Origin of the sequence: Devosia sp. LjRoot16 (genome assembly GCF_964252795.1) — a bacterium.
In the GTDB taxonomy this organism is placed as follows: domain Bacteria; phylum Pseudomonadota; class Alphaproteobacteria; order Rhizobiales; family Devosiaceae; genus Devosia_A.
Map to the genome: position 1 here is coordinate 129,327 of NZ_CAXUPH020000007.1, position 17,536 is coordinate 146,862.

13 protein-coding genes are annotated in these 17,536 nt (G+C 65.2%); 6 read left to right on the top strand and 7 right to left on the bottom strand.

Annotation, left to right across the window (positions count from 1 at the left end; genetic code table 11):
• The first annotated feature begins 2 nt into the window (after positions 1–2).
• From ACSQ23_RS27100 to ACSQ23_RS27125, 6 genes are all read left to right on the top strand, one after another.
• The gene (locus tag ACSQ23_RS27100; protein ID WP_248310505.1) at positions 3–899 is read left to right on the top strand and encodes a carbohydrate ABC transporter permease; all 897 of its coding nucleotides are present in this window, start codon (positions 3–5) and stop codon (positions 897–899) included.
• 3 nt (positions 900–902) lie between these two features.
• Complete coding sequence (locus ACSQ23_RS27105) at positions 903–1,757, top strand: carbohydrate ABC transporter permease (protein WP_436092536.1); 855 nt, start codon at positions 903–905, stop codon at positions 1,755–1,757.
• 15 nt (positions 1,758–1,772) lie between these two features.
• Positions 1,773–4,328, top strand: a complete 2,556-nt coding sequence (locus tag ACSQ23_RS27110; RefSeq protein ID WP_436092537.1) for a GH116 family glycosyl-hydrolase — start codon at positions 1,773–1,775, stop codon at positions 4,326–4,328.
• 2 nt (positions 4,329–4,330) lie between these two features.
• Positions 4,331–5,449 (top strand): ABC transporter ATP-binding protein, encoded by a 1,119-nt coding sequence (locus tag ACSQ23_RS27115; protein WP_436092538.1) that lies wholly within the window; start codon positions 4,331–4,333, stop codon positions 5,447–5,449.
• A 218-nt stretch (positions 5,450–5,667) separates the two neighbouring features.
• Positions 5,668–6,714 (top strand): DUF4185 domain-containing protein, encoded by a 1,047-nt coding sequence (locus ACSQ23_RS27120; RefSeq protein ID WP_436092539.1) that lies wholly within the window; start codon positions 5,668–5,670, stop codon positions 6,712–6,714.
• A gap of 89 nt (positions 6,715–6,803) precedes the next feature.
• Entirely contained in the window at positions 6,804–8,831 is a 2,028-nt protein-coding gene (locus ACSQ23_RS27125; protein WP_436092540.1) for a putative bifunctional diguanylate cyclase/phosphodiesterase, read from the top strand.
• Positions 8,832–9,000: 169 nt separating this feature from the next.
• On the opposite strand, the gene ACSQ23_RS27130 is transcribed toward ACSQ23_RS27125, so the two are convergent.
• The 7 genes from ACSQ23_RS27130 to ACSQ23_RS27160 all read right to left on the bottom strand — a co-directional run bounded on the left by ACSQ23_RS27130 (position 9,001) and on the right by ACSQ23_RS27160 (position 17,529).
• Positions 9,001–10,026, bottom strand: a complete 1,026-nt coding sequence (locus tag ACSQ23_RS27130) for an aldo/keto reductase (RefSeq protein ID WP_436092541.1) — start codon at positions 10,024–10,026, stop codon at positions 9,001–9,003.
• Between the two features lie 28 nt (positions 10,027–10,054).
• Positions 10,055–11,077 (bottom strand): ABC transporter ATP-binding protein, encoded by a 1,023-nt coding sequence (locus tag ACSQ23_RS27135; protein WP_436092542.1) that lies wholly within the window; start codon positions 11,075–11,077, stop codon positions 10,055–10,057.
• Complete coding sequence (locus ACSQ23_RS27140) at positions 11,074–12,108, bottom strand: ABC transporter ATP-binding protein (RefSeq protein ID WP_436092543.1); 1,035 nt, start codon at positions 12,106–12,108, stop codon at positions 11,074–11,076. The genes ACSQ23_RS27135 and ACSQ23_RS27140 overlap by 4 nt, the downstream gene beginning before the upstream one ends.
• Positions 12,108–12,968, bottom strand: coding sequence for an ABC transporter permease (locus tag ACSQ23_RS27145; RefSeq protein ID WP_055876996.1), 861 nt, complete (start codon positions 12,966–12,968; stop codon positions 12,108–12,110). The genes ACSQ23_RS27140 and ACSQ23_RS27145 overlap by 1 nt, the downstream gene beginning before the upstream one ends.
• Positions 12,965–13,969 carry an ABC transporter permease gene (locus ACSQ23_RS27150; protein ID WP_436092544.1) on the bottom strand — a complete coding sequence of 335 codons (1,005 nt, stop codon included), beginning with the start codon at positions 13,967–13,969 and terminating at the stop codon, positions 12,965–12,967. Before ACSQ23_RS27150 ends, ACSQ23_RS27145 begins: the two co-directional genes overlap by 4 nt.
• Positions 13,970–14,340: 371 nt before the next feature.
• Positions 14,341–16,122, bottom strand: a complete 1,782-nt coding sequence (locus ACSQ23_RS27155; RefSeq protein WP_436092545.1) for an ABC transporter substrate-binding protein — start codon at positions 16,120–16,122, stop codon at positions 14,341–14,343.
• A gap of 222 nt (positions 16,123–16,344) precedes the next feature.
• Positions 16,345–17,529, bottom strand: a complete 1,185-nt coding sequence (locus ACSQ23_RS27160; RefSeq protein WP_436092546.1) for an enolase C-terminal domain-like protein — start codon at positions 17,527–17,529, stop codon at positions 16,345–16,347.
• Positions 17,530–17,536 lie beyond the last annotated feature (7 nt).

Here is a 17,536-nt window from a genome sequence, read left to right on the forward strand (position 1 = left end):
TTATGGCGAAGCGACGACTATCCGATCTCCGCAAGGCGCAGATGCAGGCGGGCTACATCTTCGTGTTGCCCTCGATCCTGCTCTACGCGGCGTTCGTGCTGGCGCCGGTGGCCATCACCATCATCCTCAGCTTCACCTATTACGACATCAGCTTCGGCGCCGACTGGGTGGGGTTCGAGAATTATGTGCGCTTCCTCACCGAGCCGCGCTCGCTCGAGATCTTCTGGAACACGCTGCGCTTCGCTTTCCTCGCGGTGAGCTTCAACGTCGCGGTCGGGCTGATCCTGGCGCTGGCGCTGAACCGGGCGATGCCGAAATTCCTGCTCTACTTCTTCCGCCTCGCCTTCTTTTTGCCGGTGATCATCTCGGCGGCGTTCGTCGCGGTGGTGTGGAGCTATTTCTACAGCGTCGATTTCGGCGTCATAAACTACTATCTCGGCCAGATCGGCCTGCCGCAGGTGCCGTGGCTGTCATCGTCGAAATTCGCGATGACCTCGATCGTCATCATGGATGTGTGGAAGAACACCGGTTTCTTCATGATCATCCTGATCGCGGCGCTGCAGGGCGTGCCGAGGCCAATCATGGATGCCGCCTCGATGGATGGCGCCTCCGCCTGGCGCCGCTTCAGCCGCATCACGCTGCCGTTCATCTCGCCGGTGCTGTTCTTCTGCATCGTCTTCGCCTCGATCGGCGCGCTGCAGGTGTTCGAGTCGATCATGATCCTGACCGGCGGCGGCCCCGGGGATTCCACCCGCTCGCTGTCGATCTACCTGGTCGACGAGGCGTTCGGCAGCTTCGAGCTCGGCTACGCCGCGGCGGTCAGCGTCATCATGATGATCCTCGTCCTCATCATCACCATCATCCAGATCATCGGCTCGCGCCGCTGGGTGCGGGAGTAGGCCATGCAAACCAGATCCATGCAGACGCGCGAAGCCAAGAAGTGGGTCGATCGCGCCATCATCGCGGTGCTGCTGCTGATGGGCATCCTGATGCTGATGCCGTTCTTCTGGCTGTTCTCGATGTCGTTCCGGCCGGCGCCGGAAGCCTACAAGATGCCGCCGAGCTTCTTTCCGCCCAGCTTTGATCTGAGCAACTACCAGACGGTGCTCGAGTCCTCGGTGCCGTTCCTCAAGATCTACTGGAACAGCCTTTACGTTGCGGTGCTGGTGACCATCGGCCAGCTCATCACCTGCACGCTCGCCGCCTTCGCTTATGCGCGGCTGAGGTTCCCCGGTCGCGACAGCCTGTTCTTCGTCATGCTGATCGGGCTGATGTTCCCGGCGCAGGTGACGATCCTGCCGATCTATCTCGGCTACGCCAAGCTCGGGCTGCTCAACAACCCGCTCGGCCTCGTGCTGATGGGCCTGACCTCGAGCTTCGGGGTGTTCATGCTGCGCCAGTTCCTGCGCTCGCAACCCAAGGAGCTCGAGGAAGCGGCGCTGATGGATGGCGCCGGCTACTTCAAGATCTTCTGGCGTATCTCGCTGCCGCAGCTGATGCCGGCGCTCGGCGCCCTCGCCATCATCACCTTCACCGGCGCCTGGAACTCCTATTTCCAGCCGCGGGCCCTGATCGAGTCGCAGGCGGCGATGACCCTGCCGATCGCGATGGACCTGCTCCGCGGCTACATGAGCCAGGGAAACCTGTCGGTGGTCATGGCCGCGATGAGCATGGCCATCCTCCCCGTCGTCCTCCTCTTCCTCGTCGCCCAGAAGATGGTGATCGAGGGCGTCACGTTCTCAGGCATCCGGGCCTGACCCATGGATTTTCAGATGACCAAGACCGATCCGCGTTTCATCTACGAAGGCGACCGTACCCGCCACATCGCTTTCCCGCTCGGCGGCATCGGCGCCGGCGGGCTGGCGCTGTCGGGCAGCGGGCGGCTGGTCGACTGGTCGATCCGCAACCGGCCGGGGCTGCAGAGTTTCAACGGCTATAGCCACTTCGCCATCAAGGCCGAGGCAGGGGGCGAACTGCTCGATGCCCGGGTGCTCAACGGCCCCTATGAGGGACTGCCCACCGGCTCGCCGACGACGCGGAAATTCTTCGACGGTTTCGGTTGGGGCGCCAACCGCAACACGCTGGCGGGCGTGCCGCATTTCGAGGCGACGACCTTTACCGGCACTTTCCCGGTGGCTGAGGTGGCGTTCCATGATGCGAGCTTTCCGGGGCAGGTGAAGCTCACCGCCTGGAGCCCGTTCATCCCGACCAACGAGCGCGATTCCTCGCTGCCGGCGGCGATGTTCGAGATCGAGGTGACCAATACCGGCCCGGTGCCGGTCGACTACACCATCGGCGGGACGCTGGGGAACCATGGCTGCCAGAACGGCCGGCACAGCTATGCCGAGGCAGGCGGGGTGAAATCACTGCTGCTGACTGCCGCCGATGAGCTGCCGGACTGGCAGACGGGCGACGTCTCGATTGCCACCGACGCCGGGGATGTCGACCACCTCGACTACCATTTCCGCGGCCAGTGGTTCGACGATCTCAACCTGTTCTGGCGCGAGTTCGCGAGGGCAGGCCGGCTGCCCGAGCGGCACTACGACAAGCCGCGGCTCAACCGCAACATGTTCGACCAGCCCGAACACGGCACGCTCGCCGCCCGGATCAGCGTGGCGCCGGGCGAGACGAAGACCGTGCGCTTCGCCATCGCCTGGCACTTTCCGGTCGGCCAGGTCTATTGGCGGCCGGGGCAGGTGAATGGCGAGACCGGAACCTGGCGCAACTATTATGCCAGCCAGTGGGCGAACTCCGGCGCGGTGCTCGCCGAAGCGTTCGCGCGCTGGGACGAGCTACGCGCCCCGACCTTCGCCTTCCGCGATACGCTGTTCGGCACCAGCCTGCCGGTCGACATCATCGATGCGGTGCAGGGCACCATGAGCATCCTCCGCACCGCCACGGTAATGCGGCTCGAAAACGGTGAGCTCTGGGCCTGGGAGGGCCAGTTCACCAATGAGGGCAGTTGCGAAGGCTCGTGCACCCACGTCTGGAACTACCAGCAGACGCTACCCTACCTGTTTCCCGGGCTCGAGCGCACGCTGCGCGAGACCGACTACACCTATAACCAGCTGCCCAATGGCGGGCTGACCTTCCGGCAGATCATCCCGCTCGGCTCGGCCTTTTTCCCGCTCAACCCCTGCGCCGACGGCCAGTTCGGCTCGATCATCAAGACCTTTCGCGATTGGAAGATCTCCGGCGATACGGAGTGGCTGAAGCGCTACTGGCCCAAGGTGAAGGCGGCGCTCGAATATGCCTGGTCGGCCGACAATCCGGACCAGTGGGATCCGGAACGCACCGGGATCCTGTGGGGGCGACAGCACCATACGCTCGACATGGAACTGTTCGGCCCGAACTCGTGGCTCTCGACCATGTATGTCGCGGCGCTGAAGGCCGGCGCCGAGATGGGGCGCGCTGCAGGCGATGCGGCATTTGCTGCCGAGCTCGAGCGGATGGGGCAGGCGGGGGCCGACTATCTCAACGCCGAGCTGTTCAACGGCGACTACTTCATCCAGAAGACCGACCTGGGCGACAAGGCGCTGATCGAAAAGTTCGATCACGCCAGCGGCAAGGTCGGGGTGATCGCCGACGGTTTCATGGAGACCTACTGGTCGGACGAGTACGGCCAGATGAAGTACCAGTTCAACGACGGCTGCGCGACCGACCAGATCCTCGGGCAGTGGCATGCCGACCTTGCCGGGCTCGGCAGCTTCCTCGACCCCGACAAGGTAAAGACGGCGCTCGCCTCGGCGTATCGCCACAACTATCGCGCTGACCTCAAGGGCCACTTCAACCCCTGCCGGGTCTATGCCTATGAGGACGAAGGCGGCGTGCTGATCGCCACCTGGCCCGAAGGCACCACCAAGCCGGCGGTGCCGGCGCCCTATTCGGAAGAGGTGTGGACCGGGCTCGAATATATGCTCGCTTCGCACCTGATCTTCCGCGGATTGACCGACGAAGGGCTCGCGATCGTCCGCACGGCGCGCGCCCGGCATGACGGCTATCGCCGCAACCCGTGGAACGAGATCGAGTGCGGCAGCTATTACGCCCGCTCGATGTCGAGCTTCGCGCTGGTCAACGCCTGGTCGGGCCTCAGCTACGATCTCACCAAGGGCGAGATCGGCTTTGCGCCCAAGGACCAGGGCGACGGCAGCTGGTTCTGGTCGGTGGGCGAGGGCTGGGGCGTCGTCAGCCGCAGCGGCAACCGCGTCCGCCTCGAGGTCCGCTATGGCAGCCTCGATCTCGGTGCGCTCTCCTTTGCCGGCACCAGTGCCCGCATCGACCGCAAGCTCGGCGCCGGCGACGCCGCAGACCTGACAATCGGAGGCTGAGCATGGCGCAACTTGAGCTGAGACAGGTTCGGAAAAGCTTCCAGACGCTCGAGGTCATTCACGGTATCGACCTCACCGTCGAGGATGGCAGCTTCACGGTGTTCGTCGGCCCCTCCGGCTGCGGCAAATCCACTTTGCTGCGGATGATCTCGGGGCTCGAGGAGACCTCGGGTGGAGAGATCTGGCTCGACGGCGTGCGCTGCGACCACCTGCTGCCCTCGGCGCGTGGCATGGCCATGGTGTTCCAGTCCTATGCGCTCTACCCGCATATGAGCGTCGAGGAGAACCTGCGCTTCGGGCTCGAGAACCAGAAGCTCGCAAAGCCCGAGATCGCCACCCGCGTCGACAAGGCGGCGGAGATCCTGCAGATCAAGCACCTGCTGAAGCGCCGGCCCAACCAGCTATCGGGCGGGCAGAGTCAGCGCGTCGCCATCGGCCGGGCCATCGTCAAGGAACCGAAGGTGTTCCTGTTCGATGAACCGCTGTCGAACCTCGACGCGGAACTGCGGGTGAAGATGCGCTCGGAGATTTCGGCGCTGCACCGCCGGCTCGGCACCACCATGATCTACGTCACACATGACCAGGTCGAGGCCATGACCATGGCCGACCGCATCGTGGTGCTGCGCGAAGGGGTGATCGAGCAGGCCGGCGCGCCGATCGAGCTCTATGCCCGGCCACGCAACCAGTTTGTCGCCGGCTTCCTCGGCGCGCCGCAGATGAACTTCTTTTCCGGCAAGGTCACCGAGGCGGGCGAACGGCTCGGCGTCGCGCTGAGCGCCGGCGGTCCCACACTCAACCTCGCCCGCCGTGAGGGCGCGGCGAAACTGGGCGACGCGGTGACCATCGGCATCCGCCCCGAACACCTGATCCTCACCGCCAACGGTTCGCTCTCGGTGCAACTGGTCTCGACCGAAGTGCTCGGCGCGGAGACGGTGCTGCACGGCAAGACCGCCGGCGGCGAGAGCGTCACCGCCACCATGCGCGGCATCCTCGCCACCAGCCGTGGCGACACGCTGCGCTTCGAGATTGCCGACGCCTTCACCCATGTGTTCGACGCCAATGGGCTGACCCTGCAGCCGACCCGCGCCTGGACCGACGATTACATGAAGAAGATCGCCTGATGCGTACCTCGACAAAAGGCCCCCTCACCCGGCTTCGTGGCACCGCTGCCGACAGACTGGTGCGCACAGAGTACCCCCACCCCTGTCCCCTCCCCGCAAGGGGGACGACAAGAGGTCGCCCCGAGGGGAGGGAGACGCTCTCACCAGCGCCAGTGTTTTGGTCTCCTCCCCCCTTGCGGGGGAGGGACAGGGTGGGGGGTATTCTTCCCGCACTGAGCTTGGCACTACTGCTCGCAGCCACCCCAGCTCTTGGCGCCGACTACAGCGTCACCTCCGAAAAGGTGAAAGCCCTGACCGGGCCCAATGCACCGGCGCCGATGAAGGGGCCGGATATCTGCGGCACCGATCTTGGCACCATGGCCGAGATCGGCGGCAAGATCGTCCTCGCCTTTGGCGATACCTTCGGCTGGAACGAGAATGCCTGCATCCGCTTCGGGCCGAACTGGCGCTCCAATGTGGTCGCCTTCACCTCCGACCTCGATGCTTCGGATGGCATCGTCATCGATGACTGGGTGACAGATACGGACGGCAAGGCGGTGGAGATCGCCAGGGGGGCGCACCAGGATGCGTTCAAGGGCGAGCAGACCAAGATCCCGACCGCCATGGTGACGGTCGGCGACACGCTGTACCTCCACTACATGTCGGTGAATGGCTTCTCCTCGATGGGCGGCGTCTGGCTCTGCAACTGGTCGCGCTTCATCTCGTCCACCGATGGCGGCAAGACCTGGAGCCCGGGGCCGGACGAATTCGGCAGCTTCAAATCGAGCTTCAACATGCTGGCGCTTTCGGCCCAGCCGGGCGCCGGCAACGAGGACGGCAAGTATGTCTATGCCGTGGGCACCCCATGTGGCCGCTTTGCCGGCGCGCGGGTGGCGCGCGTCGCCGCCGACAAGCTGCTCGACACCAGGGCCTGGGAGTATTTCGACGGCAGCGGCTGGGTCAGCGACCGCGCCCAGGCGGCCGAAGTGATCAGGCCGGGCGCCGGCGAGGGCTCGCTGGTGTGGAACCCAGGGATAAAACTCTGGATGTACACGACGCTCAACGAGCTCTCGGAGGCGATCGAGCTGCGCTTCGCCGAGCGGCCGGAAGGGCCGTGGTCGGCGCCCGAGGTGCTGGCGCGCGGCTCCGACTATGCCCAGGCCTATGGCGCCTACATGACGCCGTCGTGGATTTCCGAGGATGGGCTCAGCTTCTGGTTCGTGATGAGCCAGTTCGGGCCGTACAACACCTATGTGATGAAGGCGACGCTAACGCCGGATCAGTAAAACTACCGGACTCTGCGCAGTCCTGTTGGGTCAAGTCGTTAACTCGGCGATGCTTAGTTCTGAGTGCATCATTGTACCCAGGCTGTTCCATGCAGAAGCGTGGCGGGCCGCTGCCCTCCGACAAGAAGTCGAGCCTCAGGCTTGTTGCCGTTGCGTGGCCCTTCATCGCCATCATTGTCACGCAGGCTATCCTCGCCACCTTCAGTTTGCAGATGGTGACCTCGCTGCGCTCCTATGTGACCGGCGAGAGCATGTGGTCGAAGGGCCAGCATGACGCGATCTACTTTCTCAGCCGCTACATCGATACCACCCAATCGAGCTACCTCGAGCGTCACCGGCAGGCGCTCAGCGCGCCGCTGGGCGACCATGAAGCCCGTCTTGCGCTCGAGGCCAACCCGCCGGACCTGGCGGCGGCGGCGGACGGGTTCCGGCGCGGCGGCAACCACCCGGACGACATTCCCGGGCTGATTTGGCTGTTCCAGAACTTCTCCTGGTTCAGCTACATGAGCGCCGCCATCGAGGACTGGCGCAACGCCGAGACGACGCTGTTCCAGATGGAAGACCTGGCCGACGAGATGGCACGGGCAGCGCTGGTGCAGCCCTGGCAGCGCCGCGAATGGGCCGAGCGGCTTGATGCCATCAACGACCAGGTGACGCCGCTGACTCATGCGTTCTCCAACTCGCTGGGGCAGGGGACGCGCTTTGTTCAGGCGGGCCTGCTCATTGCCAACCTCGCCATCGCGGCATTGTTCGTGGCGTTGACGCTATGGCGGCTCAACAGCTTCCTCAGGCATCGGCGCAACATCGAGCACGAACTCTCCTGGCGGGCCTCGCACGATGCGCTGACCAAGCTGCCCAACCGCGCCAGTTTCGAGCGAGCAGTCGAACAGGCGATCGCCGACAGCTCGGCCACGGCGCTGCTGTTCGTCGATCTCGATCAGTTCAAGGTGGTCAACGATTCCGGCGGGCACGCGGCCGGCGACGAGCTGCTGTGCATGCTGGCCGAACGCCTGCCTGCGATCCTCGGCCCTGGCGTCATGCTGGCGCGCCTCGGCGGCGATGAGTTCGGCGTGCTGCTCAACACCGGCTCGGTCGACGAGGCGCTGATCACCGCGCATCAGCTGCGCACCACGCTGAGCCAGATGCCGTTCGTGTGGAACGACCAGCATTTCACCGTCAGCGCCAGCGTCGGCTTCGTGCGGCTCGACCGCAGCGTCGGCAGCCTCGCGACAGCGCTGCGGGCTGCCGACATTGCCTGCTACATGGCCAAGGAGAAGGGCCGCAACCGCGTGCATGTCTACTCGCCCGACGACGCTGAGCAGGCCGAGATGGCCGGCAATATCGGCTGGGTGCGGCGGCTGCAGCGGGCGCTCGACGAAGACAGTTTCGTGCTCTACGCGCAGGAGATCGTGCCGCTGGCCCGCGACGGCGCGGGCGAGCATTGCGAGATCCTGGTCCGCCTCGCCGATCGCGGCGAACTGATCGGTCCGGGCCGCTTCATCCCGGCCGCCGAGCGCTTCGGGCTGATGCCGCTGCTCGATCGCTGGGTGGTGCGCCACGCCCTCGAGATCATCGCCGCACGCATTTCGCTCGAGCCCAAGCCGCATCGGCGCACCTATGCGATCAATATCAGCGCCCCGGCTATCGGCGACGAAACCTTCCTGCCGTTCCTCAAGCAGCAGTTCCAAACGACCGGGGTGCCGCCCGAACTGATCTGCTTCGAGATCACCGAGACCAGCGCCGTCGCCAATCTCGACCGTGCCGCGGCGTTTATCACGGCGCTCCGGGGGATCGGGTGCAAGTTCGCGCTCGACGATTTCGGCGCCGGCATGTCGTCGTTCCACTACCTCAAGCGCCTGCCGGTGGATTACCTGAAGATCGATGGCGGCTACGTCAAAGGCATGCTGCACGATCGCACCGACCGCGCAGTGGTCGAAACCATCAACCACCTGGGCCATGTCACCGGCATCAAGACGGTGGCCGAGTTCGTCGAAACGGCGGAGGTGCTCGCCGCGCTCGAGGCGATCGGGGTCGATTACGCGCAGGGGTATTTCATGGGGATCCCCAGGCCGTTCGTGGCTGAGGTGGCGACGGGGATGGAGCGGTTGTCGGCTTAGGTGTTGGGCCAGACTGCTGCGCTGGAGCGGGCTGACCCCCACCCCTGTCCCCTCCCCCTAAGAATGGGGAGGGAGACCAAAACACCAGCTTCCCAGCAAGCGTCTCCCTCCCCTTGTTTAGGGGGAGGGGACAGGGGTGGGGGTCAGCCCACACCAGCCTGTCGGCCAATCACACCGGCACCGGCGCTCCGGCATCGATCAACCCCGCCGCTTTGAGATCTCCCCAAAACCCTGCCGGGATCGCTTCCTGCAAATAGCCGATATTGCTGGTCACTTCCTCTGGCCTCGCCCCGCCGGGGATGACCGAGACCACTGCGGGGTGGGCCAGCGGGAATTGCAGCGCTGCGGCCTGCAGCGACACGCCATGCGTCAAGCACACCGCCTGGATGCGCCGCACCTTGTCCTGCACTTCGTCTGAGGCGATGCCGTAGCCGTAGCGGGCGTTGGGGCCGGGGCCGGTGGCGAGGATGCCAGAGGCATAGGGGGCGCCGATGATCACCGAGATGTTGTGCTCGAGACAGCGCTTCAGGCCGGTGCCGAGCGCCGACTGGTCGAGCAGGGTGTAGGGCATGGCGACGATAGAGAAGTCGAGCGGCACCTGTGAGGCGAAAGTCAGCAGCGACGGGGCGGCGTTGAGCCCCATGCCGATGGCCTTGATCTGGCCCGAGGCCTTCAGCTCCTCGAGCGCCTTGATGCCGCTGCGCACCATGTCTTCCATGCGCGGCCCATCGGGGTTGCTGCCGAGCGAGGCTTCAGGATCGTGGATCAACAGCGCATCGACGCTGTCGAGGCCGAGCCGCAACAGGCTCTGCTCATAGGAACGCATCACCCCGTCATAGGAATAGTCCCAGACGATCTCCATGTTCAGCCCGCCGCCCCACGGCGTGCGGTCGAAGGTCTTGGGGTCGGCGGGGCGCCGGAAGTAGCGACCGACCTTGGTGGTCAGGAGGAACTCAGCGCGCGGCTGGTCGATGAGGAAATCGCCGACCCGATGCTCGCTGAGGCCGCGGCCGTAGAACGGGGCGCTGTCGAAATAGCGCACGCCGCCATCCCAGGCGGCCTTCAGCGTCGCATGTGCGGTCTCGCCGGAAACGCGGTGGTACATGCCGCCCAGATGCGCGGCGCCGAACCCCATGGGCGGCAGTTCGAGGGCGGTGGAGCCGACGCGATGCCGGTCGGTGAGTTTGATGGACATGGTCGTGGCAATCGGTTGGGGACGAAAATCAGGGGACAGTAGCGGTGATCGAATGGTTGGGCGGCCGGAACACCGAGGCGACGTCGTCGCTCGCCGAGACGGGGGCGTTGCGGTAGAGGAAGCAGGTGGCGAGCCGTTCGCTGTCGGGCACGTATTTGGGCGGCAGGTTGTCCCAGCACATCTCCATGACATGCGGGCAGCGCGGCGCGAACTTGCAGCCGGGGTTGGCGCGCGCCGCCGAAGCTTCCGACACCGGGATCTCCTCGCCGCCCCAGGCCTTACTCAGGTCGGGCAGCGGGATCGAGGAGACCAAGAGCTGCGAGTAGGGGTGCTTGGGCGCCCCGATCACCCGCTCCACCGCGCCGGCCTCCGAGACGTTGCCGCGATAGAGGATCAGGATGTTGTCGCAGATCTGGAAGGCGGTGGTCAGGTCGTGCGTGATGTAGACGATCGAAATGCCGAGCTCGCGGTTCAGTGTTTTCAGCTCGTCGAGAATGGTGGCGCGCAGCGACGCATCGACCATCGAAACCGGCTCGTCGGCGACGATCAGCCGGGGCCTGAGCAGCACGGCGCGGGCCACCATGATGCGCTGGCGCTGGCCACCCGACAGCTCGTGCGGGAAGCGGCCGAGTGTATCCTGTGGCCGCAAACCGACGCGCTTCAGCGCGTCCTCGATCATGGCGCGGGCCTTCATGTCGCTGTCGGCCAGCTTGTAGCGCTTCACCGGGGTCTCGAGCACGTGGTCGATCCGGTAGAACGGGTTGAAGACGTCGAACGGATCCTGAAATACCGGCTGCACCTCGCGACGGAACTGCCGCTGCTCGGCGCCGGTCATCCTGGCCACGTCCTTGCCCTGGTACAGCACCTGGCCATGCGATGGGTTGATGAAGCCCAGCATCATGCGCGCCAGGGTGGTCTTGCCGCTGCCGCTTTCGCCGGCCACGGCGGTCATCGACGGGCTGGTATCGGACAGCGACAGGGTGACGTCGTTGAGCGCGGTGAAGGCGCCATAGGTCTTGGTGACGCCACGCATTTCAATGAGTGCGGTCACGGGCGGAGCTCCTGGTGGGCACGTGTCATCGGCGGCAGCGGCGGCAAAGCCGCGTGCTCGGGATAGAGGTGGCAGGCGGCGCTCTGGCCCGGCGCCACCTGCTGCAGCAGCGGCGTCTCGCGTACGCAGCGATCGAAGGCGAGCGGGCAGCGCGGGTTGAAGCTGCAGCCGGGCGGCAGGTCGACCAGCGGCGGCGGCAGGCCGGGGATGCCGGTCAGCTCGCGCTTCACCTCGATGCCGGGCAGGCTATCGACCAGCAGCCTTGTGTAGGGGTGCTTGGGGCTCTCGATCATCTGGCGGACCGGGCCGATCTCGACGAGCTTGCCGGCATACATCACGCCCACCGTATCGGCGAACTGAGCGATCAGTCCCATGTCATGGCCGATGAGGACGACGGCGGCGCCGAGCCCATCCTGCAGGCGGCCCAGCGTCTGCATCACCTGGCGCTGCACCACCACATCGAGGGCGCTGGTCGGCTCGTCCGCGACGATCACCTTGGGCGCGAGCGAGGTGGCGATGGCCATGGCGGCGCGCTGCTTCATGCCGCCCGAGAGTTCATGCGGATAGCGGCGCGCGACTTCGGGAGCGAGGCCGACATTCTTCAACAGTTCCTGCACCCGGGCGTCGAGCTCGGCGCGCCGCATCCCCGGCTTGTGGGCGACGATCGCGTCGATCATCTGCTCCTCGAGCCGCATCACCGGGTTGAGCGAGCTCATCGCCCCCTGCGGGATCAGCGCGATGTCGCGCAGCCGGGTCTCGCGCAACTCCTTCGTACTCATCTTCAGGATGTCGCGTCCGTCGAGCTTGACCGAGCCGCCGGCGATGCGGCCGGGCGGCCGGGTCAGGCGCATCAGCGCCGTCGCCATGGTGGTCTTGCCCGAACCGCTCTCGCCGATCAGCCCCAGCCGTTCGCCGGGTCGGAGCGAGAACGACACATCGTTCACCGCCTTGGCCGGACCCTTGCCGGTGTCGTAGTGGACGTTCAGTTCCTCGACGACGAGGATGGGTTTGGCGTCTTGAGCGACAGACATCAGCGCCTCGCCAGCTTGGGGTTGGCGAAGCGGTCGAAGCCGACCGAGGTCAGGAACAGACCGATGAAGATCGCGGCGATCACCACGATCGGCGGACCCCACCACCACCAATAGCCGCGCAGCACCGCCGAGGATTGCTGGCTCCAGTAGATGGTATTGCCCAGCGTCATCTCGTCGAGCGCGCCGAGGCCCAGCGCCTCGAGGCCGATGACGGCGAGGATCGAGCCCGACACGGTGCCGACAAAGCTCGCGACGATATAGGGCATCAGGTTGGGCATGATCTCGGTGAAGAGGATCTCCCACTGGCTTTCGCCGTTGACCCGCGCCACCTCGACATAGGATTTCTCGCGGATGGTGAGCACCTGGGCGCGCACCGTGCGGGTGGTGAACATCCAGCCGAGCGAGGCGACCACCAGCGCCATCACCAACGTGGTCATACGGTCGATATTGCCGGCGATGATGACGAGGATGGCGATGGCCGGCACGGTCAGCAGCGCATCGGAGATCACCCGGATCACCGCGTCGATGATGCCGCCGAAATGCCCGGCGATCAGCCCGAGCGCGGTGCCGAAGCCGACGCCGATAAAGCCGGCGATCAGCCCCATCTTCAGCGTGTTGGGGGTGGCGTAGATCAAAAGGGTCCACATGTCGCGGCCCTGCGAATCCGTGCCGAGGAAATACTCGGGGCCGGGGGGCTTGCGTGGCCGCACCGCGCCGACCTGGGCGTTCACCGCATCGACGAAGAACGGACCGATGGCGCTGAACAACAAGATCGCGGCAAGAATGCCGAGCCCGAGCAGCAGCACGCCGCTGATCCGGCCCTGTTCGTAATTGCGGCGAAGGGAGCTGAGAAGGTTCATCGCCGGATCCTCGGGTCAAGCAGGGGGTAGATCAGGTCGACGAGGAACAGCAGCACCGCCAAGGAGACGATGAGCATCAGCACTACGCCCTGGATGACGAAATAGTCCTGGCCGCGGATCGCCACATAGAGGAGCGAACCGAGCCCCGGGTAGTTGAAGATCACCTCGACCAGCACGGCGCCGGAGACCACCGAGCCGAGCGACAAAGCCAGCGCGGTAACCTGCGCCAGCAGCGCATTGCGCATGCCGTACCAGACGAAAATCCGGTTCGGGTGGAGGCCCTTGGCTTCGGCGAAGGTGATGTAATCCTCGCCCAGCACCGAGACCATCTGGGAGCGCATGCCGAGCGCCCAGAAGCCGACATTGCCGAGGATAATGGCAAGGCAGGGGAGGAACGCGTGCCGCAGAATATCCTCGGTGGTGGCCCAGTCGAACCGCATGATGCGGGTGGTGTCGACGCCGCCGGCGGGCGGGAACCACTTCAGCACCACGGCGAAGAAATAGATGAGGATGATGGCGAGCAGGTAGAACGGGATCGAGGTGAGGATCATCATCAGCGGCACGATCGACTTGATGGTGCGCCCCGAGCCCGGCCAGGCGAGCCGTGCGCCGAGCAGCGAGCCGACGCTGAAGGCGATCAGGGTGGCTACGGCCAGCAGCGTCACCGACCAGGGCAGCGCATTGCCGATCATGGTCGAGACCTTCTCGGGGAAGTTGGCGAAGGACACGCCGAGATCGAGCCGGAACAGGTCGAGCCAGTAGTTGAGATATTGCTCGAGGATCGGCGCATCGAGCCCGTATTTGGCGCGATAGGCGGCCGAGACCGCCTGGATATCGACATTCTGCGCGCCGCCGGTGGCCTGCAGCCGGGCCAGGGCCGTCTGTACGGGGTCGCCGGGAAGCAGGCGCGGAATGATGAAGTTGATGCTCACCGCGACGAATACGATCAGCAGCAGCTGGCCGAAGCGGGTGAGGAGGTAGCGGAGGAGTTCGCGGCTCATCGGGACACCGATCGTAGCCAAGCCACGGGCCGTTGAGCGAGCGCCTTCTCCCCTTGTGGGAGAAGGTGGCCGAAGGCCGGATGAGGGGTTCTCTCCGCGTACCGGATCGCTCGTCGCTTACGCTCCGATCGCGCTACACTTCGTTGCGCGGACCCCTCATCCGCCCTTCGGGCACCTTCTCCCACAAGGGGAGAAGGCAAGAGGGTGCCTGGCGCAGACACGTGCCACAGTCCGCATCTCAGGATGGGTTCCGGCCTTCGCCGGAATGACCCGGTGGGTGGGGCAACGCTTGGTGTCACGGGCAGAGTCCTGGTGGAGAGTGGTTGCGGATGGCAGCCGAAGCCGCCATCCGCGCGATCAGTGCCCGGCGCTTACTGCGCGCCGGTCGGCTTCAGGTTGTGGATGACGACGTTGAAAGCTTCCCACGGGGTGTACGGGGCAACGTACGGGTCAGCCGCGGACGGCCAGCCGGTCCAGTAGGTGTTGTTGAAGGTCACCACATGGTATTCCTCGAGCAGGTCGATCTGCGGCAGGTCGCGCAGGGCGATATCGAGGGCCGCGACGGCGTTCTTCATGTACTCGGAGTTCGGATCGGTATCGGCCGGGACGGCGTCCATGGCGTCGATCAGCTTGTCGTATTCCGGGTTCATGTAACGCGAGGCGGCGACGGCGTTCGGGATGTTCTCGCCGAGCGGCCGGGCGAACTTCGAATGGTAGTGCTGCAGCGTCTCGAGTGGTTCCGACAGGCTGCCGCAATGGACGAAGATCATGGTGTCGAAGTTGCCCGACTGGATGTCCGGCAGCCAGGTGTCATCCACCGGAGCCTGCACCGCATCGAACCCGGCGTTCTTGAACTGCTGGGTCAGCGGGGCCAGCGTCGGCTGGATGAAGGCCGGCGTGCGCACCGTCACGGTGAGCGGCTTGCCGTCCTTGGCCCACAGGCCATTGGCGTCCTTGGCGTAGCCCGCCTTCCCCATATACTCCTCGACCTTGGCCGGGTCGGGATTGTCGAGATTGTACTTGTCGAGCACGGCCTTGAGCGGGCTGCCCTCGCCGAGCCAGGTGCCGGCCATGTAGTTGGAGAAGGCGAAGGTCACCGGCTTCTGGCCGCCTTCGTAGCCGATATCGTTGATGGCGGCGCGGTCGATGGCATAGTTCAGCGCGTAGCGCACGTTCACGTCGTTCCACGGCTCACGCATCTGGTTGAACACCAGCGAGTAGTCGCAGCCATCGGGAGCACCCCAGTTCGGGCCTTCCGGGTTCCAGGAGCTCAGCTTGTCGTTCTGGGCGCGGGCGGCCTCGAAGGTGCCGATCAAGAGCTGCCGGCCGCCATCGATCTGGTTGGCGATGTGCAGCTGGCCCATCGCGTCATCGCTCGATACCGGCACGAGGGTGATGCGCTTGGGTGCCGGCAGATCCTGGAAGCCGACCTTGGCGCCCCACCAGTCGTCGCGGCGATCGAAGATTTCCTGCTGGTTGGTGGTCGAGACCAGCTTGTAGGCGCCGGTGCCGACCGGCCAACCCTTGGCCGGATCGTAGTTGGTGAAGGTCGCGATATCCTGACCTTCCCAGATGTGCTTGGGCAGGATCGGGTAGTGGTTCTCGTGCCCGAGCGCCAGGAAATCGCGGACGAAGCGCGGTGCGGCCTTGTTGAAGTTGATGGTGACGTTCAGCGGATCGACGACGGTGACATCCTTGATCCACTCCTTGAACGCCGCGGAGCCACCGATTTCCGGCGGCGCGTCGCGCACCGCTTCGAGGGTGAACTTCACGTCGTCGGCGGTGAACTTCGTGCCATCCGACCACTCGACGCCGTCACGCAGCTTGATCGAGGCGCTCATGAAGTCGGGCGCGTATTCGAAGCTTTCGGCCTGCCACGGGATCAGCGTGCCGTCGTTGAGGTTGGTGTAGAACAGCGCCTCGTTGATGGTGATCTGCATCACGTCGCGCTGGTGGGTGATCGAGCTCAGGTAGGGGTGCCAGTTCTCGGTATTGGCGAACTGCGCCGGCTGGTCGCCCCACGGGGTCAGCACCAGGGTTTCGTTGCGCGGCATGTCGGCCACCTGGGCAAAGGCAGTCGATGCCAGGAGCGGCGCTGCCAGCAGCGCGATGGCGCCGCCGAGCAGATGCTGCCTCAGGGATCTACGGTTCATGATGGTCCTCCTCCGGCCGGTTCCGGCCACTCGTTGATTTCTTCCGAGGCGGGGCAGGGCCTCGCCACGCATCGTCTTCGCCTCGTCTGGCCCCCTCACCGGGTCATCCCCGCGAAAGCGGGGATCTCCGTTTGCGATGGTGCAAAGGCCAGGAAACAGAGGTTCCCGCTTTCGCGGGAATGACCTGGTGGGTGGGGGCGACCCCGCCCACCGGGCTCGGGTTCAGAGCGCCATCTTCTCGATGGCGTCCTTGCTCAGTCCGTGGCCGAAGCCCGGTTCGTCGCTGACCACGACGTAACCGTCCTTGGGGACGGCCATGCCGGGGTAGTTGTTGGTGTGCTTGAGCGGGATGCCGGGGGCGCCGCCGACGAAATACTCGCCCCAACGCGAGTTGGGCGCCGAGTAGTTGAAGTGCTGGCCATAGGGCGTGTTCATGCCGGCATGGCAGATCACTTCGAGGCCCGAGGCATCGGCGATGGCGGTGATCTTCTGCACCGCGGTGAAGCCGCCGACCCAGTTGATGTCGGGCTGGAAGATATCGACGACGCGATCCTTGGCCGCCTCGAAGAAGGTGTAGGGGGTGTACCAGTGCTCGCCGGTGGCCAAGGTCTGCCACGGCAGGCGCTCGCGCAGCGCCTTGTGCGAGGTATGATCCTCGGGGATCAGGCAATCTTCGATCCATTTCAGGTTGAACGGCTTCAGCCGGTGGGCGAGGCGCACCGCGAACTCGACGTCGAAGGCCATCCAGCAATCGAGCATCAGTTCGACATGCGGGCCGATCAGCTCGCGCGCCTTGCCGACGAAGGCTTCGTTCTTGTCGAGCGCCTCGAGCCCATCGGCAGTGCCGTAGGGGCAGGCGAGCTTAGTGGCCTTGAAGCCCAGTTCCATGTGCCAGTCGGTGTCGTTGCCGGTGGCGTAGCAGAACTGCTTGTCGCGGGCGGCGCCGCCGGCCAGTTCATATACCGGCAGCTTCAGCACCTTGCCCTTCAGATCCCACAGCGCGAGGTCGATGCCGCTGATCGCATAGGAGGCGAGGCCCGAGGAGGAATAGGGGGAGGTGATGCGCATCATCATGTCCCACAGCTTCTCGGTGGCGAGAGCGTTCTCCTCGGTGAGCAGCGGGCCGATATGGTCGTTGATCAGGCTGATGGTGGGCTGGCCGTAGCCGGTGACGCCAAAGCCCCAGGAGCCGTCATCAGCGGTGACGATGACGCCGACCGCCGGGAAGGCGTTGTTCCAGCTCGAGCGCAGCGCCTTGTAGCGCGGGTAGCGCGACATCGGGTTCGCCACTTCGGCGTCCTTGGTCCAGGGCGGCCGGCGCGCCGTCACCTTGTCCTTGCCCTCGTCGTAAATGCCGCCGGCAATCGGGTTGGTGATGGCAAAGGCTTCGATACTCTTGATCTTCACTCAGAAA

Excerpts from the sequence above, each read along its gene's own strand:
- ACSQ23_RS27100 (WP_248310505.1), top strand. The coding sequence starts at position 3 with ATGGCGAAGCGACGACTATCCGATCTCCGCAAGGCGCAGATGCAGGCG.
- ACSQ23_RS27105 (WP_436092536.1), top strand. The coding sequence starts at position 903 with ATGCAAACCAGATCCATGCAGACGCGCGAAGCCAAGAAGTGGGTCGAT.
- ACSQ23_RS27110 (WP_436092537.1), top strand. The coding sequence starts at position 1,773 with ATGACCAAGACCGATCCGCGTTTCATCTACGAAGGCGACCGTACCCGC.
- ACSQ23_RS27115 (WP_436092538.1), top strand. The coding sequence starts at position 4,331 with ATGGCGCAACTTGAGCTGAGACAGGTTCGGAAAAGCTTCCAGACGCTC.
- ACSQ23_RS27125 (WP_436092540.1), top strand. The coding sequence starts at position 6,804 with ATGCAGAAGCGTGGCGGGCCGCTGCCCTCCGACAAGAAGTCGAGCCTC.
- ACSQ23_RS27130 (WP_436092541.1), bottom strand. The coding sequence starts at position 10,026 with ATGTCCATCAAACTCACCGACCGGCATCGCGTCGGCTCCACCGCCCTC.
- ACSQ23_RS27140 (WP_436092543.1), bottom strand. The coding sequence starts at position 12,108 with ATGTCTGTCGCTCAAGACGCCAAACCCATCCTCGTCGTCGAGGAACTG.
- ACSQ23_RS27145 (WP_055876996.1), bottom strand. The coding sequence starts at position 12,968 with ATGAACCTTCTCAGCTCCCTTCGCCGCAATTACGAACAGGGCCGGATC.
- ACSQ23_RS27150 (WP_436092544.1), bottom strand. The coding sequence starts at position 13,969 with ATGAGCCGCGAACTCCTCCGCTACCTCCTCACCCGCTTCGGCCAGCTG.
- ACSQ23_RS27155 (WP_436092545.1), bottom strand. The coding sequence starts at position 16,122 with ATGAACCGTAGATCCCTGAGGCAGCATCTGCTCGGCGGCGCCATCGCG.